The sequence below is a fragment of the Streptomyces sp. NPDC047453 genome, from assembly GCF_040643155.1.
GTDB lineage: Bacteria > Actinomycetota > Actinomycetes > Streptomycetales > Streptomycetaceae > Streptomyces.
The window spans coordinates 76405-99436 of sequence record NZ_JBEYTS010000026.1 but is presented as its reverse complement, the minus strand read 5'-3'; the positions used below and the strand labels follow the sequence as shown (position 1 = coordinate 99436).

Genomic DNA, 23032 nt, shown 5'->3' with positions numbered 1-23032 from the left:
CCATTGCACAGCACTGTGCAAGTCGAGGAGAGGGCAGAATGTCAGCCATGACCACGGGTAGCACCAGTCGCGCCGACGTGAACCGGCGCCGGATCCTCGACGTCGCCCTCGCGGAGCTGCTGCGCGACCCCGACGCGTCCATGGACCAGATCGCGCGCGCGGCCGGTGTCGTACGGCGCACGGTGTACGGCCACTTCCCCAGCCGGGAGGCGCTGATCAGTACGCTCGTCGACGAGGCGGTGCTCGCGCTCGCCACCGCGCACGCGACGGGCCGGGAGGGCGTCGAGGACCCGGCGGAGGCGGTGGCGCGGTCGGTGCTGGCGGTCTGGGAGATCGCCGACCGCTACCGGCTGCTGGTCGCGCTCGCCCAGCGCACGGTGACCACGGAGGGCATCCGCGGCCGCCTCGCCCCCGTCCGGGAGAGCGCCGCGGGACTCCTCCAGCGCGGCCTGGACGAGGGCGTCTTCGTCTCTCCCCTGCCCGCGCCGGCCCTGGCGTACGTGAAGGAGCAGATCCTGTTCGCCGTGATGGAGGCGGTGAACGACGGACTGCTGGACCCCCGGGAGGCGGGCCGCACGGCCGCGGTGACGGTTCTGACCGCGGCCGGGGTACCCGCCTCCCTCGCCGCCGCCCTGGTGGCCAGGCTCAGCGGCTGACCGTCCCGGAACGCGAAGAGACCCCGCGCCCCTTGAAGGGGCGCGGGGTCTCGGTGTCCCGTGGAGCGCTACGCCTTGGCCAGCTCGCGCTGCTCGGGGACCCCGGCGGAATCGTCGGCGTCGTCCAGCAGCGTCTTCTCGTCGAAGGGCAGCTCGCCGGCGAGGACGCGCCGGACGCGGTCCTTGTCGACCTCGCCGGTCCAGGTGCCGATCAGCAGGGTGGCGACCGCGTTGCCCGCGAAGTTGGTCAGGGCGCGGGCCTCGCTCATGAAGCGGTCGATGCCGACGATCAGGCCGACGCCGTCGACCAGGGCGGGCTTGTGGGACTGAAGGGCACCGGCGAGGGTGGCCAGTCCGGCGCCGGTGACACCGGCGGCGCCCTTGGAGGCGATCATCATGAACAGCAGCAGCGTGATCTGCTGGCCGATGGACAGCGGCTGGTCCATCGCGTCGGCGATGAACAGCGAGGCCATGGTCAGGTAGATCATCGTGCCGTCGAGGTTGAAGGAGTAGCCGGTCGGCACGGTGATGCCGACGACCGGACGGCTCACGCCCAGGTGCTCCATCTTGGCGATGAGCCGGGGCAGCGCGGACTCCGACGACGACGTCGACAGGATCAGCAGGAACTCACGGCCCAGGTACTTCAGCAGCTGGAAGATGTTGACGCCGGCCACCAGCCGGGTCAGCGCGCCCAGCACCACGAGCACGAACAGCAGACAGGTGACGTAGAAGCCGAGCATGATCGCGGCGAGTGCCTTCAGGGCGTCGATGCCCGTCTCGCCGACGACGGCGGCCATGGCGCCGAAGGCACCGATCGGGGCGGCCCACATGATCATGGCGAGCACGCGGAAGACCAGCCGCTGGATGTGCTCCACCCCGCGCAGGACCGGCTCCCCCTTGCGGCCCATGGCCTGGAGCGCGAACCCGACGAGCAGGGCGACCAGCAGGGTCTGCAGCACCTGGCCCTCGGTGAACGCCGACACGAGCGTGGTCGGGATGATGCCGAGCACGAAGTCGACCGGGCCCTCGCTCGCGGCCTGCGCCTGCGCCTGGCCGGCGCCCTTCACGGCTTCCGTCAGGTGCATCCCGCTGCCGGGGTGGACGATGTTGCCGATCACGAGTCCGATGCCCAGGGCGACGAACGACATGGCGAGGAAGTAGCCGAGCGCGAGCCCGCCGACCTTGCCGACCTTCGCGGCCTTGCGCACCGAACCGACGCCGAGCACGATCGTGCAGAAGATGATCGGCGAGATCATCATCTTGATCAGGCTCACGAAGCCGGTGCCGAGCGGCTTGAGCTCCTTGGCGAAGTCGGGCGCGGCGAACCCGACGGCGACGCCGAGGACCACCGCGGCGATCACCGCTATGTACAGATAGTGGGTACGGTCCCGCTTGGCTGCGGGTGCGGGTGCGGCAGGTGCCGTATCGGCTGCGCTGCTCAAGGCGGCCCTCCTTGACGACGTCATCGGCATCACCGGCGTGCGGCTCACGTCCGGGTGTGGGGGAATGCCGCGACTATCTCCCGTCCTGTGAGGGGGGTCACGCTTCCGTTCATTAAGTTCACGCCACATAGTTCACGCCAGAACGAAAGAGGCAGACTGGCGGCATGCGCATACCCGTCCTCCCCAGACCCCGCAGCCTGGCGGGCCAGCTGTTCGCCATGCAGGCCGTGCTGCTGGCGCTCGTCGTGGCCGGGTACGCGCTCTTCAGCTACGTCAGGGACCAGGGCCAGGCCGAGGAGGCCGCCCGCCGCCAGACCACGGCGGTGGCCCGCTCCATCGCCGACGCACCCTCGGTCCTCACGGCCATCCACACCTCCGACCCTTCGGCGGAGCTCCAGCCGTACGCGCTGAGGGTCCAGCAGGACACCGGCGTCGACTTCGTCACGATCATGACTCCGGGCGGCATCCGCTGGACGCACCCGGATCCGGACCAGATCGGGCGGTCCTTCCTCGGCAACATCTCCCGCGCCCAGCGCGGCGAGTCCTTCACCGAGACCTACACCGGCACCCTCGGCCCGTCCGTCCGCGCGGTGACGCCCGTCGAGGAGCACGGCCGCGTGGTCGGCCTCGTCAGCGCCGGCATCAAGGTGGAGGCGATCAGCGAGCGGGTCCGGGAACAGGTCATCGCCCTGTTCTCGGTCGCGGCCGGGATCCTCGCGCTCGGCGCGATCGCCACGTACGTCATCAACGCGCGTCTGCGCCGCCACACCCACGGCATGAACGCGGCCGAGCTCAGCCGTATGCACGACTACCACCAGGCCGCCCTGCACGCGGTGCGCGAGGGTCTGCTGATGCTGGACGCGCAGCACCGGGTGGCGCTCATCAACGACGGCGGGCGGGAACTGCTGGGCGTGGGACGCCAGGAGGACGTGATGGGCCGGTCGGTGGCGGACCTCGGCCTGCCGGCCCCGCTGACGGGCGCGCTGCTGGCGTCCGAACCGCGGGTGGACGAGGTGCACCTGACCGAATCGCGCGTGCTGGTGGTCAACACCTCACCGGTGTCGGGCGGGCAGCGCCGGGGCACGGTGGTGACCCTGCGGGACGTCACCGAACTCCAGTCGCTGATGGGGGAACTGGACTCGGAGCGCGGCTTCAGCCAGGCTCTGCGCTCCCAGGCGCACGAGGCGGCCAACCGGCTGCACACCGTGGTGTCGCTGATCGAACTGGGGCGGGCGGAGGAGGCCGTGGAGTTCGCGACGGCGGAGCTGGAGCTGGCCCAGGCGCTGACCGACCAGGTGGTCAGCGCGGTGAGCGAGCCGGTGCTGGCCGCGCTGCTGCTCGGCAAGGCGGCCCAGGCCAACGAGCGCGGCGTGGAGCTGGTGGTGTCCTCGGACAGCGGCCTGGACGACGGTCTGCTGCCGCGGAGCCTGCCGCCCCGGGACCTGGTGACAATCCTCGGGAACCTCGTCGACAACGCGGTGGACGCGGCGCGCGGCGGCATGCCGGCGCGGGTGACGGTCATGGCGTGCGCGGAGGACGGCGAGCTGGTGCTGCGGGTCGCGGACACCGGGCCGGGCGTGCACCCGGCGCACGCGGACCGGGTGTTCCAGCACGGCTTCTCCACCAAGCCGACGGGTCCCGGCGGACGGGGACTGGGTCTGGCGCTGGTACGGCAGGCGGTACGGCGGCACGAGGGGACGCTGACGGTGGCGGACGCCGAAGGGGGCGGTGCGGTGTTCGAGGCGCGGCTGCCCTTGACGCACGGGACGGAGAACCACATGACCCGCAAGGCCGTGTCCGGGGCCGAGAGCGGCCTGCCCGGAGGCGTGGCATGACGGACGGCGGGAGCGGGGCGCAGCCCATCCGGGTCCTGGTGGTGGAGGACGACCCGGTCGCGGCGGACGCGCACGTGATGTACGTGGGCCGGGTGCCGGGATTCGTCGCGGTCGGCAAGGCGCACACCGGCGCCGAGGCCCGGCGGGCACTGGAGCGCACCCCGGTGGACCTGCTTCTGCTGGATCTCCACCTGCCGGACGTGCACGGACTGAAGCTGGCCCGGTCCCTGCGGGCGGGCGGCCATCACGCGGACGTGATCGCGGTGACCTCGGCACGGGACCTGGCGGTGGTGCGCGAAGGGGTCTCGCTGGGGGTGGTCCAGTACGTCCTGAAACCGTTCACCTTCGCCACGCTCCGGGACCGGCTCGTGCGGTACGCCGAGTTCCGCGCGGCGGTCGGGGAGGTGGGCGGCCAGGACGAGGTGGACCGGGCGATAGCGACCCTGCGCGCCCCGAGCCCGGCCGCCCTCCCCAAGGGCCTGAGCGCGCCGACGCTCCAGCGGGTGACGGACGCGCTGCGCGAGTCGGAGGAAGGACTCACGGCGGCGGGGGTCGCCGGGGCGGTCGGCATCTCCCGGATCACCGCCCGGCGCTACCTGGAGCACCTGGTGGACGCGGGCCGGGCCGTACGCAGCCCGCTGTACGGGCAGGTGGGCCGGCCGGAACTGGTGTACCGGTGGGTGCGGGAGAGCGGCGGGGACCGGTGGGGGGTGACCGCACCCCCGTAGAGAGGTTCTGCAGCCCCCGTAGAGGCGTTCTGTGGAGAGCTTCGCGTCCGCGCGGGCCCCTTCGGGAGACCGGCCCCGCGCGGGCCTCTTCAGAGAACTGCGCCGCCCGGACCACCGGCTCCTTAGAACACCGACTCCGTCTCGTCCATGCGGTCCTTGGGGACGGTCTTCAGCTCGGTCACCGCCTGGGCCAGCGGGACCATCACGACGTCGGTGCCGCGCAGCGCGGTCATGTGGCCGAACTCCCCGCGGTGGGCGGCCTCCACCGCGTGCCAGCCGAAGCGGGTGGCGAGGACGCGGTCGTACGCGGTCGGGACGCCGCCGCGCTGGACGTGGCCGAGGATGACCGGCTTGGCCTCCTTGCCGAGCCGGCTCTCCAGCTCGTACGCCAGGGCCGTGCCGATGCCCTGGAAGCGCTCGTGGCCGAACTTGTCGATCTCGCCCTTGCCGTAGTCCATGCTGCCCTCGGCCGGGTGGGCACCCTCGGCGACGCAGATCACCGCGAACTTCTTGCCGCGGGCGAAACGCTCCTCGACCATCTTCACCAGGTCGGCCGGATCGAAGGGGCGCTCGGGCAGGCAGATGCCGTGGGCGCCGGCCGCCATCCCGGACTCCAGCGCGATCCAGCCCGCGTGCCGGCCCATGACCTCGACGACCATCACGCGCTGGTGCGACTCGGCCGTGGTCTTCAGCCGGTCCATGGCCTCGGTGGCCACGCCGACGGCCGTGTCGAAGCCGAAGGTGCGGTCGGTGGAGGAGATGTCGTTGTCGATCGTCTTCGGCACGCCCACCACCGGCAGCCCGGCGTCCGACAGCATGCGCGCCGCGGTCAGCGTGCCCTCGCCGCCGATCGGGATCAGCGCGTCGATGCCGAACCGGTGGATCATGTCCGAGGCGTTCTCACAGGCCTCGCGGAGCCGGTCGCGCTCCAGTCGGGAGGAGCCGAGGATCGTGCCGCCGAGGGCGAGGATGCCGCCCACCGCGTTGAGGTCCAGAGCGCGGTAACGACCGTCGAGCAGGCCCGCGTAGCCGTCCTCGAAGCCGATGACCTCGTCGCCGTACGTGGTGACCGCCCGGTGTACGACCGACCGGATCACCGCGTTCAGTCCCGGGCAGTCGCCGCCCGCCGTGAGAACTCCGATACGCATCCTGCTGTGTCTCCTGCTCGCTGTTGACACCGGTGATCCCATCCGATTGTTTCATGTCCGGGAGGCGTCCACGGCCTGACGGGCGCCATATCTACCGGCGGGGGTATTGTCAAGAGGATTCCGCTCACCCCGGTGGGCGTTTTTTGCAGGACGCCATCCCCGGCCGACGAGTGATCCCCCGAGGAAACGGAGAGCCCGCGTGACCCGCAGCGTGTACGTGACCGGCATCGACCGCGGTGACGGCCGACAGGTCGTCGAGCTGGGAGTCATGGAACTGCTGACCCGGCAGGTGGACCGGGTGGGCGTCTTCCGCCCCCTCGTCCACGACGGCCCCGACCGCCTCTTCGAGCTGCTGCGCGCCCGCTACCGGCTCTCTCAGGACCCGGCGACCGTCTACGGCATGGACTACCACGAGGCGTCCGCCCTCCAGGCCGAGCAGGGCACGGACGAACTGGTGTCGGCCCTCGTCGACCGCTTCCACCTGGTCACCCGCGACTACGACGTGGTCCTCGTCCTCGGCACCGACTACGCCGACACCCAGCTCCCGGACGAGCTGTCCCTCAACGCCCGGCTCGCCAACGAGTTCGGGGCCTCCGTCCTGCCGGTCGTGGGCGGCCGCAGGCAGAGCGCCGAGTCGGTGCTCGCCGAGACCCGCAACGCCTACCGCGCCTACGACGGCCTGGGCTGCGACGTGCTGGCCATGGTCACCAACCGGGTGGCCCGCGAGGACCGCGACGAGATCGCCGAGCGACTGGCCGGCCGGCTGCCGGTGCCCTGCTGGGTGGTGCCCGACGAACCGGCCCTGTCCGCGCCGACGGTCGCGCAGATCACCCAGGCCCTGGACGGCCGGGTCCTGCTCGGCGACGACTCCGGCCTGGCCCGCGACGCCCTCGACTTCGTGTTCGGCGGCGCCATGCTGCCCAACCTCCTCAAGGCGCTGACCCCCGGCTGCCTGGTGGTCACCCCCGGCGACCGCGCCGACCTGGTCATCGGCTCGCTCGCCGCGCACAGCGCCGGCACCCCGCCGATAGCCGGCGTGCTGCTCACCCTGAACGAGGCGCCGCGGCAGGAGATCCTCACCCTGGCCGGCCGGCTCGCCCCGGGCACCCCGGTCGTCTCGGTGTCCGGCAACAGCTTCCCCACCGCCGAGCGGCTGTTCTCCCTGGAGGGCAAGCTGAACGCGGCCACCCCGCGCAAGGCGGAGACCGCGCTCGGCCTGTTCGAGCGGTACGTCGACACCGCCGACCTCAGCAAGCGCGTCTCCGCGCCCAGCAGCGACCGGGTCACCCCGATGATGTTCGAGCACCAGCTGCTCGAACAGGCCCGCAGCGACAGGCGCCGGGTCGTGCTGCCGGAGGGCACCGAGGAGCGCGTGCTGCACGCGGCGGAGGTGCTGCTGCGCCGGGGCGTGTGCGACCTGACGCTGCTCGGCCCGGTGGAGGGGATCCGCAAGAAGGCCGCCGACCTCGGCATCGACCTCGGGGACGCGCAGCTGATCGACCCGGCCACCTCCGAACTGCGGGACGCCTTCGCCGAGCAGTACGCGCTGCTGCGCGCCCACAAGGGCGTCACCGTCGAGCTGGCGTACGACGTCGTCTCGGACGTGAACTACTTCGGCACGCTCATGGTGCAGGAGGGTCTGGCCGACGGCATGGTGTCGGGCTCGGTGCACTCCACGGCCGCGACCATCCGGCCCGCGTTCGAGATCATCAAGACCCGCCGGGACGCCTCGATCGTCTCGTCGGTGTTCTTCATGTGCCTGGCCGACAAGGTCCTCGTCTACGGCGACTGCGCGGTCAACCCCGTCCCGGACGCCGAGCAACTCGCCGACATCGCCATCCAGTCGGCGGCCACCGCCGCCCGGTTCGGCGTGGAGCCGCGGATCGCCATGCTGTCGTACTCCACCGGCGACTCCGGCTCGGGCGCCGACGTGGACAAGGTGCGCGAGGCGACCGAGCTGGTGCGGCTGCGCCGCCCGGACCTGATGATCGAGGGACCGATCCAGTACGACGCGGCCGTGGAACCGTCGGTGGCCGCCACCAAGCTGCCCGGTTCGGAGGTGGCGGGGCAGGCCACCGTGCTGATCTTCCCGGACCTGAACACGGGCAACAACACGTACAAGGCCGTGCAGCGTTCGGCCGGCGCGATCGCGGTCGGACCGGTCCTCCAGGGCCTGCGCAAGCCGATCAACGACCTGTCCCGCGGCGCCCTGGTGCAGGACATCGTCACCACCGTGGCGATCACGGCGATCCAGGCCCGGTCGTCCGGCAACTGACCTCCCGTCGGCCGTGTGCGCCGGGGCCGCCGCCCCCGGCGCACACGGCCGCAGACCTCCACAGCTCCCGACCAGAAAGCGCCAGCGCTCGTGACCGCGACCCGCGTCCTAGTCCTCAACTCCGGCTCCTCGTCGGTGAAGTACCAGCTGCTCGACATGCGCGACGCGACCCGGCTCGCCGTCGGCCTGGTGGAGCGCATCGGCGAGCAGACCTCCCGGCTCAAGCACACCTGCCTGACCACGGGGGCCACCCGCGAGGAGAACGGCCCGATCGCCGACCACGACGCCGCGCTGAAGTCGGTCGCGGAGGAACTGGCCCGGGACGGGCTCGGCCTGGACTCCCCCGAACTGGCCGCGATCGGGCACCGGGTGGTGCACGGCGGCATGTTCTTCACCGAGCCCACCGTCATCGACGACGCCGTGCTCACCGAGATCGAGCGGCTGATCCCGGTGGCACCGCTGCACAACCCGGCCAACCTCACCGGCATCCGCACGGCCATGGCGCTGCGTCCCGACCTGCCGCAGGTCGCCGTCTTCGACACCGCGTTCCACACGACCATGCCGGAGTGCGCGGCGCGCTACGCGATCGACACGAAGATCGCCGACCGGTACCGGGTGCGGCGCTACGGCTTCCACGGCACCTCGCACGCCTACGTCTCCCGGGCGACGGCGGAGCTGCTGGGCAAGGCGCCCGAGGACGTCAACGTCATCGTGCTGCACCTGGGCAACGGCGCGTCGGCCTCGGCGGTCCGGGGCGGCCGGTGCGTGGACACCTCCATGGGGCTCACACCGCTGGAGGGACTGGTGATGGGAACGCGTTCCGGTGACCTCGACCCGGCCGTCATCTTCCATTTGCAGCGTGTCGGCGGAATGTCCATGGACGAGGTCGACACTCTCCTCAACAAGAGGAGCGGTTTGTTCGGCCTGTGCGGCGACAACGACATGCGGGAGATTCGGCGCCGGATGGAGGAGGGCGACGATGAGGCACGGCTCGCGTTCGAGATCTACACCCATCGGCTGAAGAAGTACGTGGGTGCCTATTACGCGGTACTCGGCACGGTGGACGCGGTCACCTTCACGGCCGGGGTCGGCGAAAACGCGGCCTTTGTCCGCGAGGCCGCCCTCGACGGCCTGGAGGGGCTGGGCCTGGCGGTGGACCGGGGGCGGAACGCCGTACGCGGCGACGCTGCGCGGCTGATCTCGCCCGAGGGCGCGCGGACCGCCGTGGCCGTGGTTCCCACGGACGAGGAAATGGAGATCGCCACCCAGACTTACGCACTGGTCGGAAAGGACGGCTGAGCACGTCCACGGAATTCCGGCCGGCACTCGACTGAGCGCGAAGGCGCCCATTTGCTGCTTCCACCAGACGGAATATTCCGGAGCGAAACAAACCGATAGGATCGCCCCATGCGCCGTTCGAAAATCGTCTGTACTCTCGGCCCAGCGGTCGACTCCCACGAGATGCTCGTCGCCATGATCGAGGCGGGCATGAATGTGGCCCGTTTCAACTTCAGCCACGGAACGCACGCCGAGCACCAGGCACGGTACGACCGTGTCCGCGCCGCGGCCAAGGAGACCGGCCGGGCCATCGCCGTCCTTGCCGACCTCCAGGGCCCGAAGATCCGGCTGGAGACCTTCGCCGAGGGGCCGGTGGAGCTCGAGCGGGGTGACGAGTTCACCATCACCACCGAGGACGTCCCGGGCGACAAGCACATCTGCGGTACGACGTACAAGGGGCTGCCGGCCGACGTTTCGCGCGGCGACCAGGTCCTCATCAACGACGGCAACGTCGAGCTGAAGGTCCTGGACGTCGAAGGCCCGCGGGTGAAGACGATCGTCATCGAGGGCGGCGTCATCTCCGACCACAAGGGCATCAACCTGCCCGGCGCCGCGGTGAACGTGCCCGCGCTGTCCGAGAAGGACGTGGAGGACCTGCGGTTCGCGCTGCGCATGGGCTGCGACATGGTCGCCCTGTCCTTCGTCCGCGACGCCAAGGACATCTCCGACGTCCACCGGGTCATGGACGAGGAGGGCCGCCGCGTCCCCGTCATCGCCAAGGTGGAGAAGCCGCAGGCGGTGGAGAACATGCAGGACGTCGTGATGGCGTTCGACGGCGTGATGGTGGCCCGCGGCGACCTGGCCGTCGAGTACCCGCTCGAGAAGGTCCCCATGGTGCAGAAGCGCCTGATCGAGCTGTGCCGGCGCAACGCCAAGCCGGTGATCGTGGCGACCCAGATGATGGAGTCGATGATCACCAACTCCCGTCCGACCCGCGCCGAGGCCTCCGACGTGGCCAACGCGATCCTGGACGGGGCCGACGCGGTCATGCTGTCGGCCGAGTCGAGTGTGGGCGCCTACCCGGTCGAGACCGTCAAGACGATGTCGAAGATCGTCAAGGCGGCGGAGGAGGAGCTGCTCGCGAAGGGCCTGCAGCCGCTGGTGCCGGGCAAGAAGCCGCGCACACAGGGCGGTTCGGTGGCCCGCGCCGCCTGCGAGATCGCCGACTTCCTGGGCGCCAAGGGCCTGGTGGGCTTCACCCAGTCCGGCGACACCGCGCGCCGGCTGTCCCGCTACCGCGCCTGCCAGCCGATCCTGGCGTTCACCACCGACGAGTCCACCCGCAACCAGCTGGCGCTCAGCTGGGGAGTGGAGCCGCACGTCGTGCCGTTCGTCAACAGCACCGACGAGATGGTCGACCTGGTCGACCAGGAGCTGGTCAAGCTCAACCGCTTCGCCCCCGGCGACACGGTCATCATCACCGCCGGCTCGCCCCCCGGCGTCCCCGGCACCACCAACATGGTCCGCGTCCACCACCTGGGCGGCGGCTCGCGCGACTGAGACTGACCAACCGCACGGTCGATCGGCACACCACTGAGGGCGCCTCCTGCGAACAGGGGGCGCCCTCAGTGGTGTCGCGGCTCCCGGACGGGTCTTTGGCCGGTCAGTCGGTGTTGTACACGTGCATTCCGGGGATGTGCAGGTTGCCACCGAACTGGGCCGCCTGGACCACTTTGACCTTGGTGAAGTAGATCAGCGGGAGGTTCAGCGGCGGAGGGCTGTCCGGGCTGAAGGTGACGGGGATCAGACCGAGCAGGTTGCCGGAGATGCTCTCGGTGTACATCACCGTGTCGCCGCCGCGGATCGTGGACGTCGAACCCTTGGCGGCCTGCACGTGGTACGTCTTGCCGGCCTGCTTGTCCTTCACCGTCTGGTGCAGGTCGCCGATGTCGGTGCCATCCGAAATGACGTACTTCAGCACCTTCTTGACTTTTCCGCCGGCCGTGCGCACCTCCACGATGCCCTGGTAGTCGGCACCCTTCAGCAGCAGCGAACTCGCGTCCAGGTACCAGGGATCGTCGGCCAGGAGCACCTTGTTGTCCACGCCGCCCACGGCGTCGGTGGCGGCCGGGCAGTGCTCCGGGTCCGTCGTGGAACTCGCCGACGGGCTCGGCGAGGCCGTCGCCGCGTCGGCCGCCCCACCGGCCGCCTTGCCGGCCGTGTCCTTGACGCCCTCGACGGCCTTCCCGGCCCCCTCGACCGTCTTGGACACCGTGCCGGTCGCGTCCTTCACGGTGCCCTCGACCGTGTCGGTGACCTTCTCGGCGGTGTCCTTGACCGTGCCGGCAGCGTCGTCGCCGGCGTCCCCGGCCCCGCCCGCCGAAGGCGTGGCGGAGGCGGACGGCGCGGCCGCGGAGTCGGCGGAGGCCCCGGACCCGGTGCTCTGCTTGCCGCCGGCGAGGACGCCGCCGAGCGCGTCGCCGATGGTCCCCAGCAGACCGCCGCCGCCCGCGGGCGCCGACGGGTCCGCCGTGGCGGCGCCTCCCGTGCCCGAACCGCCGGGCTTGCTCTGCGATGCGGTGGCGTCGGGCTTGGGCGCGGCCTTGTCACCGGAAGCCGGATCAGGCGAGGGGGACGTGTGCGAGGAGCCCTCGTCTCCCTTGCCGTCCTGGTCCGCGGGGCCCGTGGAGGACGTGGCCGAGGGGTCCGGCTGCGCGGTGGCGTCCTCGCCGTCCTCGGCGGGGTCTTCGGCGCCCGCGGAGGCGGACGGCGCCGGCGAGGCCGGGGCCTTGTCCTGGGAGCCGTCCAGCGCCTCGACACAGTCCTTGTACTCGTCGGCCGTCAGGCTCTTGGCGGACGGCGTCGTCGCGTTGTTGTCGGCGACGGCGTGGGTCGATGTGAAGCCCATCCCCATGAGGACCGCCGTCGGCATCGCCGCCATGGCTATCGCCTTGCCGGCCGGCATGTGGAACCTGGTGAACAGCGGCTTCTTGGGTGCCGCGTGACGCGGCCCGGTTCTCACGCGGGACACCTCCACTCCCGTCCCGTGAGTCACCTCGTCAGCCGGCACTTTGCCTCCCGTTCGCCCCGTTGGCCGGGCTCGTTCCTGACAGGTCGTTCTCCCCCAGTGCCTTGAAAGCCTGGGAGGGGCCCTCATCGCTCATCGGGTCCACCGCAGGGCCGGACGGCACCGGGCCGTCCACCACCGGGCCTGGCGCGGCCTCCGGGGCACCGCCCCGCACCGGGCCGGCCCGCTCGGCGTCCTCCCGCGTGGGCGGTGCGCCCTCCGCCCACGCCACGGCCATCGCGCCGCCGATGAGCGAGAGCAGGAAGCCCATGATGAAGCCGCCGAAGTTGGACACAGGGATGGACACCAGCGCCAGCAGGATCGCCGCGACACCCGCGAACACCCGGATGTGCTTCTGGAACCAGAGGCTGATGCCGAGGACGACGAGCAGCACGCCGATGATCAGGGACCCGGCTCCCGCGGTCGTCGCCATCGCCAGCGTCAGATGACCGAGCTGGAGGTGGGCGTACGGGAAGTACATGATCGGAAAGCCGCCGAGCAGGACGAACAGCCCGGCCCAGAACGGACGTGTGCCCCGCCAGGCGCGGAACTGCAGCCTCCGGCGGGTGAACTGGCCGGCTTCGGCAGGAGTCTCGGCGCTCATGGAAAACAGCTCCCTGGTGCGGCGTTGCTGTGATGAGGGTGGTGCTTGGTCGGTGTGGGGGGTGTGTGAAGAGCGGGTGGAAGGTGGAACGGGCGGGGGCGCCGTCGGCTCCCCCGCCCGTCACCGAGCGCCTAGTAGCACTCCTGCTTACCCGTCACCAGCGACATCTTCAGACCGCTGAGCCTGAAGGTTCCGGCAGTGGTCGCCCACGCCGTCTGCTTCACGTCGGTCAGGATGGCCGTGTCGGCCTGCTGGGCGAACCCGAAGGGGCTGGCCTGCTCCTTGCCGCCCTTCATGCCCGGACCCTTGCCGTTGCCCGGGCCTGTGTCCTTCGCCGCAACACCGATGTCGATGTTGTTGAATGTGGCGTTGGCCTGCAGGTCGGCGACGTCGATGTAGAGGTTGTCAGCCGTGACCGGCGTCTTCCCACCGCCCGCCTTCAGGACCAGGCTCACGTTGCCGAAGGGCGTAGGGGTGACAACCGACTGGCACATGTTGTTGATCGTGGCCGTCTTGAACGCCGAGACCGCGACCGGGTGGTGCTCGTCCTTGCTGCCGTCGAGGCTCTTCCCCGAGTCGATCGCGCCGTACTGCGCGAACCCCTCGCCTTCCAGCCGGTCGGCCGTCACCTTGAACGACTGACCCGACACACTGAACGACGCGGCGAGGGCACCCTGAGCCAGGGCCACGCCTATCGCCGCCGTCGCGGCAACGCTGGGCACCATGACCACAGCGAACCGCTTCCATCTAGTCCCGCCACGCACTTGGGACTCCATATTTCCTCCTTCTCGGACGTACATCTCCTGGCCCGGCTCACCACCGGCCGGCGGTTCGGCCGGGCAGGGATGGGAGAAGTGCTACGTCCTCGGGAAGGAGAGCGCCCGCGCTCGGTGGCGCCAACCGCGCCCGAATCACCGGCGATCACCCCCGAGCGACAACCACTGGTCGCGCCTGACACGCATCACGCACAACCTTGCTGGACAGGCTTCGCCAGCCGGCGAAGACCCCCCTGCCCCAAGGGACGGCGCCACTGCCGCCGACCCTGCTCGGTGGGGACCCAGACACCCCATGACCCGACCGGCTGCCGGGGTACGGGGATGGACCGAGCGTCGCCGATCGTGGTGCATTCTCGCCGCCCGCACAAGGGGGTTCGTTACTCGCTAGTAACGGCTGGATAACCGGGACACGACTCACCGGTTCCGAACGGCGACACTCGGTGGTAACAAAGGGCAGAACAAAACGGTTCACCCCCGGACGTAACCGGGCGGAACCACACCCTCGATTTACTGCCAGTAACAGCGGCCGCGATTACCAAGTTTTGGTAAAGCGCGGCCGCCCTGACGGCTCCCCGCCAATCTTTCACTCGGGCATCACATGCCGTGGTGTTTAACGACTGGTCAGAACAAGAGGGTTGGCCCGGATCAGAACAGCGCCCGCGCCAACGCCCGGCGCGCCCCCGCCACTCGCGGGTCCTCGGCGCCGACGACCTCGAAGAGCTCCAGCAGCCTCAGGCGCACCGCGTCCCGGTCCTCGCCCGCGGTGCGCCGCACGGTGTCGATGAGCCGGCTGAACGCGTCCTCCACGTGACCGCCCACCAGATCCAGGTCGGCGGCGGCGATCTGCGCCTGTACGTCGGCAGGCTTCCCGGCCGCCTCCTCGCGCACCCGCTGCGGGTCGAGGTCCTGCACCCGCTGGAGCAACTCGGCCTGCGCCAGGCCGAGTTTGGCCTCCGGGTTGCCCGGGTCGTCGGCCAGCACGTTCTTGTACGCCTGGACCGCGCCGCCCAGGTCGCCGGCGTCCAGGGCCTGCGAGGCCGCGTTCAGCAGCGCTTCGTACGGGCCGACCGGGGCCTGCTGAACCGTCTGTGCGCCCGCCTCGGCGTCCGGGTCGACGGTCAGGCCGGTCAGTCCGAACCGCTGCTCGGCGACCTGCACCAACTGGTCCAGCGTCTCCCGGATCTGCGCCTCGCCCGCCGCCCCCTGGAACAGGGGCAGGGCCTGGCCCGCGACCACCGCGAAGACCGCGGGGATCCCCTGGACGCCGAACTGCTGCATCAGCAACTGGTTGGCGTCGACGTCGATCTTGGCGAGGAGGAAGCGACCGTTGTACTCGACGGCCAGTCGCTCCAGGACCGGGCTCAGCTGCTTGCAGGGCTGACACCACTCGGCCCAGAAGTCGATGACGACGGGCACCTCGGCCGACCGTTGGAGGACATCGCGCTCGAAAGTGGCCTCGTCGACGTCGATGACGAGATCGGCCGGGGAGACCGCCCCCGCGCCGCCCTCCCTGGCCGCTTGGGCGCGCGCCTGCTCCGCCTTCGCCTTGGCCTCCTGGGCCGCCTTCACCGCGGCGAGGTCGACGACTCCGCTCATGGACATGTTCCGTGGCTGCATGCGTCTATCCTCCCCCGTTCTGCCCGCCTGAGTGAAAACCGCCGGGAAAGCCGTACTGCGCCGGGCGCCCGGTCCCCACCTGGCACCCTGTGGTCATCGCTCGGACACCGGCTCGCACCCGTGTTTCGCTACGACCCGTAGCGTAATGGCAGCGGATGCCCGCGCGGAAGCACACCGTGGTGATCTCTCTCACGACCGGACAGGAACCACTCGTTTTCGGTCCGGTTATGGTCAGGGGATGCAGAGCCGCACCCCCGCCGCCCGTGCCGGCCGGCCGCGCAGCGCCGCCGCGGACGCGGCGATCCTCGCCGCCACCCGGGCGGCGCTGGTGGACCTGGGCTGGTCCAGGCTCACCCTGGGGGACGTGGCCACCCGGGCCGGGGTCGCGAAGACGACCCTGTACCGCCGCTGGGCGGGCAAGAACGAACTCGTCGTCGACGCCGTCGCCGAACTCTTCGACGAACTCCGTCTCCCCGACCGCGGCAGCCTCGCCGCCGACATCGAGGGCGTGGTCCTCCAGTTCGCGGCGATCCTGGCCCGGCCCGAGGCCAAGAGCGGCCTGATGGCCGTGGTCGCCGAGTCGACGCGCGACGAGGCCCTGCGCGAACGCATCCGCACCTCGATCGTGGACCGCCAGAAGCGTCTGGTCCTGGAGGGCCGCGCCCGCGCCCAGACCCGGGGCGAACTCCCCCCGGAACCGGACCCGGAGGAAGCGGCCCGCACGGTCGGCCTGATCTTCGACATCGTCGCCGGCGCGGTGGTGCACCGCACCCTGGTCAGCGCCGAACCGGCGGACGAGGAATGGGTGCGCGGCTTCACCCGGGTCCTTCTGACCGGGCTCGCGGCGGACGGCTGACAGGGGCGCCGGGGCGGACGGGCCCGCCCGGCGCCGGTCCCTCAGAACCCCGCGGGCTCCGTGTACACCCCCCACTCGTCCCGCAGGACCCCGCAGATCTCACCCAGCGTCGCCTCGGCGCGCACGGCGTCGAGCATCGGCTCGATCATGTTGGCGCCGGACCGCGCGGCCGCCAGCATCGCGTCCAGCGCGGAGCGCACGGCACTCTTGTCCCGCCCGGTCTTCCGCTCCCCGAGCACCCGCACCTGCTCCCGTTCCACCTCGTGGCTGACCCGCAGGATCTCCAGGTCGCCGGTGACCGAGCCGGTGTGGACGTTGACGCCGACGACCCTCTTGTCGCCCTTCTCCAGCGCCCGCTGGTACCGGAAGGCCGACTCCGCGATCTCGCCGGTGAACCACCCGTCCTCGATACCCCGCAGGATCCCGGACGTGATCGGCCCGATCGGGTGCTGCCCGTCGGGGTGCGCCCGCAGCCCCCGCTCCTTGATCTGCTCGAAGATCTTCTCGGCGTCCGCCTCGATCCGGTCCGTCAGCTGCTCGATGTACCACGAACCGCCCAGCGGATCGGCCACGTTGGCGACGCCGGTCTCCTCCATGAGCACCTGCTGCGTGCGCAGCGCGATCTCCGCGGCCTGCTCGCTCGGCAGCGCCAGCGTCTCGTCGAGCGCGTTGGTGTGCAGCGAGTTGGTGCCGCCGAGCACCGCCGCGAGCGCCTCCACGGCCGTGCGCACGACGTTGTTGTACGGCTGCTGGGCGGTCAGCGAGACCCCGGCGGTCTGCGTGTGGAAGCGCAGCCACTGCGCCTTGTCGGTCTTCGCGCCGTAGACGTCCCGCATCCACCGGGCCCAGATGCGGCGCGCCGCGCGGAACTTGGCGATCTCCTCGAAGAAGTCGACATGCGCGTCGAAGAAGAAGGACAGGCCTGGCGCGAAGACGTCGACGTCGAGACCGCGGCTGAGCCCGAGTTCGACGTACCCGAAGCCGTCCGCCAGCGTGTACGCCAGTTCCTGCGCGGCCGTCGCCCCCGCCTCGCGGATGTGGTAGCCGGAGACGGACAGCGGCTTGTACGCGGGGATCTTGGTGGCGCAGTGCTCCATCAGGTCGCCGATGAGGCGCAGATGGGGCTCGGGCTGGAAGAGCCACTCCTTCTGGGCGATGTACTCCTTGAAGATGTCGGTCTGGAGCGTGCCGTTGAGGACGGAGGCGTCCACGCCCTGCCGCTCCGCGGCGACCAGGTACATGCAGAAGACAGGGACGGCCGGCCCGCTGATCGTCATCGACGTGGTGACGTCACCGAGCGGGATGTCCTTGAACAGCACCTCCATGTCGGCCGCCGAGTCGATGGCCACGCCGCAGTGGCCGACCTCGCCCAGCGAACGCGGGTCGTCGGAGTCGCGGCCCATGAGCGTCGGCATGTCGAAGGCGACCGAGAGCCCGCCTCCGCCGTTGCCGAGGATCATCTTGTAGCGCTCGTTGGTCTGCTCGGCGTTGCCGAACCCGGCGAACTGCCGGATCGTCCACGTACGCCCCCGGTAGCCGGTCGGATACAGGCCTCGGGTGAAGGGGTACTCCCCCGGCCAGCCGATCCGCTCGAATCCCTCGTACGTGTCTCCCGGCCGGGGACCGTACACCGGCTCCACGGGGTCGCCGGAGAGCGTGGTGAAGTCCGCCTCGCGCTTGCGTGCGGTGTCGTACCGGGCCTGCCAGCGGCGGCGGCCCTCCTCGATGGCGTCAGCGTCCATACCCTCGAATTTACTAGGACGTCCAAGTAAATGTCGACGGCTGACCGCCGTACGGGTTCCGTACGGCGGTGACGCGTGCTTACGCCTCGGCGACCGCAGGGGCCTCGTCTTGCGCGAGCTTGGACTCCAGCTCCTGGCTGACCTTGCGCTCCACGAAGAACGCGGCGGTCGGGATGGTCCCCGCGAGGAGCACCCACAGCTGCTTGGCGACCGGCCACTTGGCCTTGGAGCCCAGGTCGAAGGCGAACACCAGGTACACGACGTACAGCCAGCCGTGCGCGATGCCGACGACGCTCGTGAAGCCCGCCGCGCCGTTCATGTCGAGCAGGTGCTTGGCGATCACGCCGAGAGTCAGCAGGACCAGCAGCACACCGGTGACGTAGGCCATGACGCGGTAGCGGGTCAGCACGCTTCGTTTCATGAGGACGAGCGTAACCACCCGTTCCGGGAGATCTTGCCCCGGGTGGCCCCTGCCGCGGCGGGCCGTGCCCCGGCCCCTCGGCCCTCGGCCCTCGGGGAACCCGTGCGCGTCAGTCCTCGTGGAAGTCGTGCGCGGCGATCCGCAGCGGCCGCAGCATCGCGAAGATCTCGCCGCACTCCTCGGCGTCGTAGGCCCCGAGGCCGAACTCCATCGCCATCAGGTCGCGGGTGGCGGCGTCGACCGCCTCGCGGCCCTTGTCGGTGATGACCGCGAGCGTGCCGCGCCCGTCGTTGGGGTTGGGGCGCCTGGCGACGAGGCCGGATCTGACCAGCCGGTCCACGGTGTTCGTCACGGACGTGGGGTGCACCATCAGACGCTCGCCGATCTTGGACATCGGCAGTTCGCCGGCCTTCGAGAAGGTGAGCAGCACCAGGGCCTCGTAGCGCGCGAAGGTCAGCCCGTACGGCTTGACCACCGCGTCGACCTCGGCCAGCAGGATCTGGTGGGCGCGCATGATCGAGGTGATCGCGGCCATGGACGGCACGCTTCCCCAGCGCTGCTTCCAGAGCTCGTCGGCACGGGCGATGGGGTCGAAAGGGAGACTGAGGGGCTTCGGCACGTCACCAGACCCTACCGGTCGGTCATATCCGGCTCAGCCCCGTCTCAGCTTTCGGTCCGGCGGGCGGCCACCGCCAGCCCCACGCAGCACACCGTCCCCAGCACTCCGGCCCCCGCGACCGTCGCCGCCACCCCGGCGAACTCCGCCGCGACGCCGGCCAGCGCCATGCCCAGGCCCTGGATCGTCATGAGTCCGGCGGTCATCAGGGTCATCGCCCGGCCGCGCAGTTCCTCGGGCACCGCCCGCACGAACCACTGATCCAGGCCCAGCGTGTACGCCGCCCCGGCGCCCGAGAGCACGAGCAGGAGAAGGGAGACGGCGAGACCGGGGTGCAGGGCGTAGCCGACGTAGGGCAGCAGGGTCAGGCAGACCAGTGGCAGGGCGATCCGCTCGCGGAGGGCGGGCCCCAGCCGGGAGCCGGCGTACACCTCACTCGCGATCGTGCCGACGGGCAGCCCGCACATCAGCAGACCCAGACCGATGGAACCCGCGCCGAGCGCGTCGGCGTACGGGGCCGTCAGGGCCTCCGGCACGACCGCGAACATCGGCGGCACCCAGAACAGCAGGAGCAGTACGCGGACCCGGCGGTCGGCGAGCAACTGCCGGGCACCACGCAGCGAGTCGCCCACCAGGGCGCCGGACTGCCCGGTCCGGGCGGGACGGCGCCGGGTGCCGAGGCGGAGCAGGACGGCGGAGGCGAGGAAAGTACCGACGGTGATCAGCAGAGCGTGCCGGGGGCTGACCACCGTGAGCAGCAGGCCGCCAAGGCCGAAGCCGACGAGCAGCGCGCTCTGCGAGACGATCCGCAGCAGGGAACGGCCGAGGACGAACAGCTCGCCGTCACCGAGGATGTCGGTGAGGCTCGCCATCCGCGTCCCCTGGAACACCGGCGACACGACGGCGACGGCGCAGCGCAGCGCGAGCAGGACGCCGATGTGGGCCCCCGGCACCACCATCGGCGCCACGCAGGCCGCGCACACCAGGTCGCAGGTGACGAGCACCCGGCGGGCCGGGAAGCGGTCGGCGATCCCGCTGAGGAAGGTGCCGCCGACGACGTAGGGCAGCATGCCGAGCGCGAAGGTGAGGGCGCTCATCAGGGGCGAGCCGGTGAGGTCGTAGACGAGGACCGACAGGGCGATCTCGCTGACCATCACGCCGAGCAGGGAGAGGGCGTGGGCGGCGAAGACCGCCCGGAACTCGGGTACGGCGAAGACCCGGGCGTAGCCGGCCGCCGGTTCGGGGGCGGGCGCGGGCGGGGGTTCCGGCCGGTCCGGGGCCTGCGGGGTCGGGGTGGGCTCGGGGGCTTGCTGCATGGGCCGCAGCGTGCCGGTGGGAGGGGCGAGCGGCGTAGAGTTTCGGCCACTGCCGAATCTTCGCCCTCTCTCTGTCTTTCCTGACCTGTCTTTCCTGACTTCACCTGTCTTTTCTGGGGGTGCCGTGCCGTTCCGTCTGCACTTCGGGGACGACGACCTCATGCGGTGCCGGTTCGCGGTGTCGCCGCTGTGGGAGACGCAGGAGGCGGTGCGGACGCTGCGGCGGCCGGACCGGCACGGGTACCACCCGCACTGGCTGCGCCGCATCCGGGAGGCCGCACGGGGGCCGGACCTCGCCCCGCTGTGGCTGCTCATGCCCCGGCGCGGGCACAGCCCCGACTTCCTCGGGCCGCCGCCGATCGGGCCGGCGGCCGTGTTCGAGGACGAGATCGCGCAGGTGCGGGCGGCGGATCCCGGGGCGGCGCGGGAGGACTTGGCGCGGGCGCTGGCCGATACGCCGGGTGCGCTGGAGTCGTCGCGGGGGCGGGCGATGCTCGCCGATCCGGGGCGTGCGGTGCGGGAACTGGCCGATCTGCTGGAGGCCGCGTGGCACGCGCTGGTCGAGCCGGAGTGGCCGCGGCTGCGGGCGCTGCTCGAGGCCGATGTGGCCTTCCACTCGCGGCGGCTGGCCGAGGTGGGGCTGGGGGCGCTGTTGCCGGAGCTGGACCGGCGGCTGTCCTGGGACGCGCGGACGCTGACGGTCGACTGGCCGGGCGAGCACGGGCGCGACCTCGACGGGCGGGGGCTGGTGCTGATGCCGAGCGTGTTCTCCTGGCCGGACGTGATCAGCGGCTTCGATCCGCCCTGGCAGCCCACGCTGGTGTACCCGGCGCGCGGGCTGGGCGGTCTGTGGGCGCGGCGGGGCGCGGAGGCCGGTGAGGCCCTGGTGCGGCTCCTTGGGCGCGGACGGGCCGCGGTACTGGCCGCGCTGACCGATCCGGCGTCGACGACGGCGCTGGCCCACCGTCTGGACCTGGCCCCGTCGTCGGTGTCGGCGCATCTGACGGTGCTGCGGGACGCGGGTCTGCTCACGTCCCGCAGGTACGGGCACCAGGTGCTCTACGAACGCACTCCGCTGGGGATGGCACTGGTCTCGGGCGGGTGAGGCCCGCGCAGCGCGGGACGGGTGTCCCGAAACGCGCCGCCGGGTGCCTACTCCGCTTTCCGGGCCTCCTGGGCGAGGTGCCTCTCGACCCGCTCCACCTTGGCGGTGAGGCCGTCCGTGACACCGGGACGGATGTCCGCCTTGAGGACCAGGGACACACGCGGAGCGCGTGCCTCCACCGCGGCGACGGCTCGCTTGACGACGTCCATGACCTCGTCCCACTCGCCCTCGACGGAGGTGAACATCGCGTCGGTGCGGTTGGGCAGGCCGGACTCGCGGACGACCCGGACGGCGTCGGCGACGTACTCCCCCACGTCCTCGCCGACGCCCAGCGGGGTCACGGAAAAGGCGACGATCATGCGTTCACGACCCCTTCGCGGCGGGCGCGGGAGGCGATCACCGCGTCCTCGGCCTCGCGCTTGAGCCTGCGCTCGGCGAAGAAGCCGCCGGTGGGCAGGACCGAGAGGACGAAGTAGAGGGCGGCGGTCCCCACCGACCACTTGGCGCGGTTCCAGGCGTCGGCCCAGAAGATCACGTACAGGATGAACAGGACGCCGTGGATCGCGCCCATCACGGGCACCGCGTTGAAGTCCGTGGTCCGCTTCAGGACCGAGCAGACCAGCAGCAGGAGGAAGGAGACCGCCTCGGGGGCGGAGACCAGGCGGAGGCGGCGGAGGGCGGTGGCGGTCTTGATGTCCACGGGTCACCTTCGGTGGGAGACGGACCGGCGGGCCGCTGAGGTGGCGCCGGCCGGCTTGTGAATGCGAGCACAAACGTTCGTCCATTGTGGCAAACCCACGGGGCGGGTCCGGTCAGGGGGTGGGCGCGGCCATCCCGTAAGGGTGTGAATCAGGGTCGTTGTCCCCCCGTGGGCCCTGTCGGCCTCCCCCGTCCGCCGCTACCTTCACTCCGTGGCGATGTTCCGACTTCAAGACAGCAGGGTGCTCGCCGTCGACATGACCGGGGACGCCGTGAAGGCGAAGAACGGCTCGATGGTCGCGTACGACGGACAGATGGCCTTCAAGAGGCTGACCGGTGGCGGCGAGGGACTGCGCGGCATGGTGACCCGGCGGCTCACCGGCGAGCAGATGACCGTGATGGAGGTGCGGGGGCAGGGAACGTGCTGGTTCGCCGATCGGGCGGCCGAGATCAATCTGGTGCAGCTCCAAGGGGACAAGTTGTACGTCGAGTCGAGCAACCTGCTCGCGACGGACGCCGGGCTGCGCACGGGGACGACGTTCACCGGGCTGCGCGGCGCCTCCCAGGGCAACGGGCTGTTCACGACCACGGTCGAGGGGCACGGGCAGGCGGCGATCATGTCGGACGGGCCGGCGGTGGTGCTCAGGGTCGGCCCGCAGTACCCGCTGATCGTCGACCCCGGCGCCTACATCGCGCACCAGGGGAACGTCCGGCAGTCCTTCCAGTCCGGGGTGACCTTCCGCACGTTCCTCGGGGAGGGCGGCGGGGAGGCCTTCCAGATCCGGTTCGAGGGGGACGGGCTGGTGTATGTCCAGCCGAGCGAGCGGAACACGATCGCGGGGGACCTGTGA

21 protein-coding genes are annotated in these 23032 nt (G+C 71.0%); 9 read left to right on the top strand and 12 right to left on the bottom strand.

Translation table 11 applies throughout. The features are described 5' to 3' along the window. Positions 1-38 precede the first annotated feature (38 nt). Positions 39-656 carry a TetR/AcrR family transcriptional regulator gene (locus ABZ818_RS22915; RefSeq protein WP_361417510.1) on the top strand — a complete coding sequence of 206 codons (618 nt, stop codon included), beginning with the start codon at positions 39-41 and terminating at the stop codon, positions 654-656. A gap of 68 nt (positions 657-724) precedes the next feature. Here ABZ818_RS22915 and ABZ818_RS22910 read toward each other — a convergent pair whose 3' ends face one another. Next, on the bottom strand, positions 725-2122 hold the full coding sequence (locus tag ABZ818_RS22910) for a cation:dicarboxylase symporter family transporter (protein ID WP_361417507.1): 1398 nt from the start codon (positions 2120-2122) through the stop codon (positions 725-727). A gap of 140 nt (positions 2123-2262) precedes the next feature. Between ABZ818_RS22910 and ABZ818_RS22905 the strand changes: the two genes are divergently transcribed. After that, positions 2263-3933: a sensor histidine kinase gene (locus tag ABZ818_RS22905; RefSeq protein WP_361417504.1), complete on the top strand. Its 1671-nt coding sequence runs from the start codon at positions 2263-2265 to the stop codon at positions 3931-3933. Beyond that, complete coding sequence (locus tag ABZ818_RS22900; RefSeq protein WP_361417501.1) at positions 3930-4661, top strand: response regulator; 732 nt, start codon at positions 3930-3932, stop codon at positions 4659-4661. The genes ABZ818_RS22905 and ABZ818_RS22900 overlap by 4 nt, the downstream gene beginning before the upstream one ends. A 122-nt stretch (positions 4662-4783) precedes the next feature. On the opposite strand, the gene ABZ818_RS22895 is transcribed toward ABZ818_RS22900, so the two are convergent. Continuing rightward, on the bottom strand, positions 4784-5809 hold the full coding sequence (locus ABZ818_RS22895; RefSeq protein ID WP_361417498.1) for an ATP-dependent 6-phosphofructokinase: 1026 nt from the start codon (positions 5807-5809) through the stop codon (positions 4784-4786). Between the two features lie 199 nt (positions 5810-6008). On the opposite strand from ABZ818_RS22895, the gene pta reads away from it, so the two are divergent. The 3 genes from pta (at position 6009) to pyk (ending at position 10922) form a co-directional block, all read left to right on the top strand. Then, a complete protein-coding gene (pta, locus tag ABZ818_RS22890; protein ID WP_361417495.1) occupies positions 6009-8084 on the top strand; it encodes a phosphate acetyltransferase in 2076 nt (691 codons plus the stop codon). Positions 8085-8174: 90 nt separating this feature from the next. Then, a complete protein-coding gene (locus ABZ818_RS22885; RefSeq protein ID WP_361417492.1) occupies positions 8175-9383 on the top strand; it encodes an acetate kinase in 1209 nt (402 codons plus the stop codon). A 108-nt stretch (positions 9384-9491) separates the two neighbouring features. After that, positions 9492-10922 (top strand): pyruvate kinase, encoded by a 1431-nt coding sequence (pyk, locus tag ABZ818_RS22880; protein ID WP_361417489.1) that lies wholly within the window; start codon positions 9492-9494, stop codon positions 10920-10922. A 103-nt stretch (positions 10923-11025) separates the two neighbouring features. Here pyk and ABZ818_RS22875 read toward each other — a convergent pair whose 3' ends face one another. The 4 genes from ABZ818_RS22875 to ABZ818_RS22860 all read right to left on the bottom strand — a co-directional run bounded on the left by ABZ818_RS22875 (position 11026) and on the right by ABZ818_RS22860 (position 15426). After that, on the bottom strand, positions 11026-12432 hold the full coding sequence (locus tag ABZ818_RS22875) for a hypothetical protein (protein ID WP_361417486.1): 1407 nt from the start codon (positions 12430-12432) through the stop codon (positions 11026-11028). Beyond that, on the bottom strand, positions 12422-13033 hold the full coding sequence (locus tag ABZ818_RS22870) for a DUF6114 domain-containing protein (RefSeq protein ID WP_361417484.1): 612 nt from the start codon (positions 13031-13033) through the stop codon (positions 12422-12424). Before ABZ818_RS22870 ends, ABZ818_RS22875 begins: the two co-directional genes overlap by 11 nt. 131 nt (positions 13034-13164) lie before the next feature. Further along, on the bottom strand, positions 13165-13809 hold the full coding sequence (locus ABZ818_RS22865; RefSeq protein ID WP_361417481.1) for a DUF6230 family protein: 645 nt from the start codon (positions 13807-13809) through the stop codon (positions 13165-13167). 645 nt (positions 13810-14454) lie between these two features. Continuing rightward, on the bottom strand, positions 14455-15426 hold the full coding sequence (locus ABZ818_RS22860) for a tetratricopeptide repeat protein (protein ID WP_361417478.1): 972 nt from the start codon (positions 15424-15426) through the stop codon (positions 14455-14457). Positions 15427-15664: 238 nt separating this feature from the next. On the opposite strand from ABZ818_RS22860, the gene ABZ818_RS22855 reads away from it, so the two are divergent. Continuing rightward, positions 15665-16282, top strand: coding sequence for a TetR/AcrR family transcriptional regulator (locus ABZ818_RS22855; RefSeq protein ID WP_361417475.1), 618 nt, complete (start codon positions 15665-15667; stop codon positions 16280-16282). 41 nt (positions 16283-16323) lie between these two features. Here the strand turns inward: ABZ818_RS22855 and ABZ818_RS22850 are convergent, their stop codons facing one another. The 4 genes from ABZ818_RS22850 to ABZ818_RS22835 all read right to left on the bottom strand — a co-directional run bounded on the left by ABZ818_RS22850 (position 16324) and on the right by ABZ818_RS22835 (position 20377). Then, a complete protein-coding gene (locus ABZ818_RS22850; protein ID WP_361417472.1) occupies positions 16324-18024 on the bottom strand; it encodes a methylmalonyl-CoA mutase family protein in 1701 nt (566 codons plus the stop codon). Between the two features lie 79 nt (positions 18025-18103). After that, positions 18104-18445 carry a DUF3817 domain-containing protein gene (locus ABZ818_RS22845; protein ID WP_361417469.1) on the bottom strand — a complete coding sequence of 114 codons (342 nt, stop codon included), beginning with the start codon at positions 18443-18445 and terminating at the stop codon, positions 18104-18106. Between the two features lie 109 nt (positions 18446-18554). Continuing rightward, positions 18555-19064 (bottom strand): MarR family transcriptional regulator, encoded by a 510-nt coding sequence (locus tag ABZ818_RS22840; RefSeq protein ID WP_141358265.1) that lies wholly within the window; start codon positions 19062-19064, stop codon positions 18555-18557. Positions 19065-19108: 44 nt separating this feature from the next. Then, positions 19109-20377, bottom strand: a complete 1269-nt coding sequence (locus ABZ818_RS22835) for an MFS transporter (protein ID WP_361417465.1) — start codon at positions 20375-20377, stop codon at positions 19109-19111. A gap of 124 nt (positions 20378-20501) precedes the next feature. Between ABZ818_RS22835 and ABZ818_RS22830 the strand changes: the two genes are divergently transcribed. After that, positions 20502-21482, top strand: a complete 981-nt coding sequence (locus tag ABZ818_RS22830; protein WP_361417462.1) for a DUF5937 family protein — start codon at positions 20502-20504, stop codon at positions 21480-21482. Positions 21483-21529: 47 nt separating this feature from the next. Here ABZ818_RS22830 and ABZ818_RS22825 read toward each other — a convergent pair whose 3' ends face one another. Then, entirely contained in the window at positions 21530-21841 is a 312-nt protein-coding gene (locus tag ABZ818_RS22825) for an MTH1187 family thiamine-binding protein (RefSeq protein ID WP_361417459.1), read from the bottom strand. Beyond that, positions 21838-22182, bottom strand: a complete 345-nt coding sequence (locus ABZ818_RS22820) for a DUF3817 domain-containing protein (protein ID WP_225075616.1) — start codon at positions 22180-22182, stop codon at positions 21838-21840. The genes ABZ818_RS22825 and ABZ818_RS22820 overlap by 4 nt, the downstream gene beginning before the upstream one ends. Positions 22183-22399: 217 nt before the next feature. Here ABZ818_RS22820 and ABZ818_RS22815 point away from each other — a divergent pair, with 217 nt between their 5' ends. Next, positions 22400-23032 (top strand): AIM24 family protein, encoded by a 633-nt coding sequence (locus ABZ818_RS22815; RefSeq protein WP_361417456.1) that lies wholly within the window; start codon positions 22400-22402, stop codon positions 23030-23032.

Excerpts from the sequence above, each read along its gene's own strand:
- ABZ818_RS22905 (WP_361417504.1), top strand. The coding sequence starts at position 2,263 with ATGCGCATACCCGTCCTCCCCAGACCCCGCAGCCTGGCGGGCCAGCTG.
- ABZ818_RS22915 (WP_361417510.1), top strand. The coding sequence starts at position 39 with ATGTCAGCCATGACCACGGGTAGCACCAGTCGCGCCGACGTGAACCGG.
- ABZ818_RS22900 (WP_361417501.1), top strand. The coding sequence starts at position 3,930 with ATGACGGACGGCGGGAGCGGGGCGCAGCCCATCCGGGTCCTGGTGGTG.
- ABZ818_RS22865 (WP_361417481.1), bottom strand. The coding sequence starts at position 13,809 with ATGGAGTCCCAAGTGCGTGGCGGGACTAGATGGAAGCGGTTCGCTGTG.
- ABZ818_RS22825 (WP_361417459.1), bottom strand. The coding sequence starts at position 21,841 with ATGATCGTCGCCTTTTCCGTGACCCCGCTGGGCGTCGGCGAGGACGTG.
- ABZ818_RS22845 (WP_361417469.1), bottom strand. The coding sequence starts at position 18,445 with ATGAAACGAAGCGTGCTGACCCGCTACCGCGTCATGGCCTACGTCACC.
- ABZ818_RS22835 (WP_361417465.1), bottom strand. The coding sequence starts at position 20,377 with ATGCAGCAAGCCCCCGAGCCCACCCCGACCCCGCAGGCCCCGGACCGG.
- ABZ818_RS22910 (WP_361417507.1), bottom strand. The coding sequence starts at position 2,122 with ATGACGTCGTCAAGGAGGGCCGCCTTGAGCAGCGCAGCCGATACGGCA.
- ABZ818_RS22855 (WP_361417475.1), top strand. The coding sequence starts at position 15,665 with ATGCAGAGCCGCACCCCCGCCGCCCGTGCCGGCCGGCCGCGCAGCGCC.
- pyk (WP_361417489.1), top strand. The coding sequence starts at position 9,492 with ATGCGCCGTTCGAAAATCGTCTGTACTCTCGGCCCAGCGGTCGACTCC.
- ABZ818_RS22870 (WP_361417484.1), bottom strand. The coding sequence starts at position 13,033 with ATGAGCGCCGAGACTCCTGCCGAAGCCGGCCAGTTCACCCGCCGGAGG.
- ABZ818_RS22895 (WP_361417498.1), bottom strand. The coding sequence starts at position 5,809 with ATGCGTATCGGAGTTCTCACGGCGGGCGGCGACTGCCCGGGACTGAAC.
- ABZ818_RS22850 (WP_361417472.1), bottom strand. The coding sequence starts at position 18,024 with ATGGACGCTGACGCCATCGAGGAGGGCCGCCGCCGCTGGCAGGCCCGG.
- ABZ818_RS22860 (WP_361417478.1), bottom strand. The coding sequence starts at position 15,426 with ATGCAGCCACGGAACATGTCCATGAGCGGAGTCGTCGACCTCGCCGCG.
- ABZ818_RS22815 (WP_361417456.1), top strand. The coding sequence starts at position 22,400 with ATGTTCCGACTTCAAGACAGCAGGGTGCTCGCCGTCGACATGACCGGG.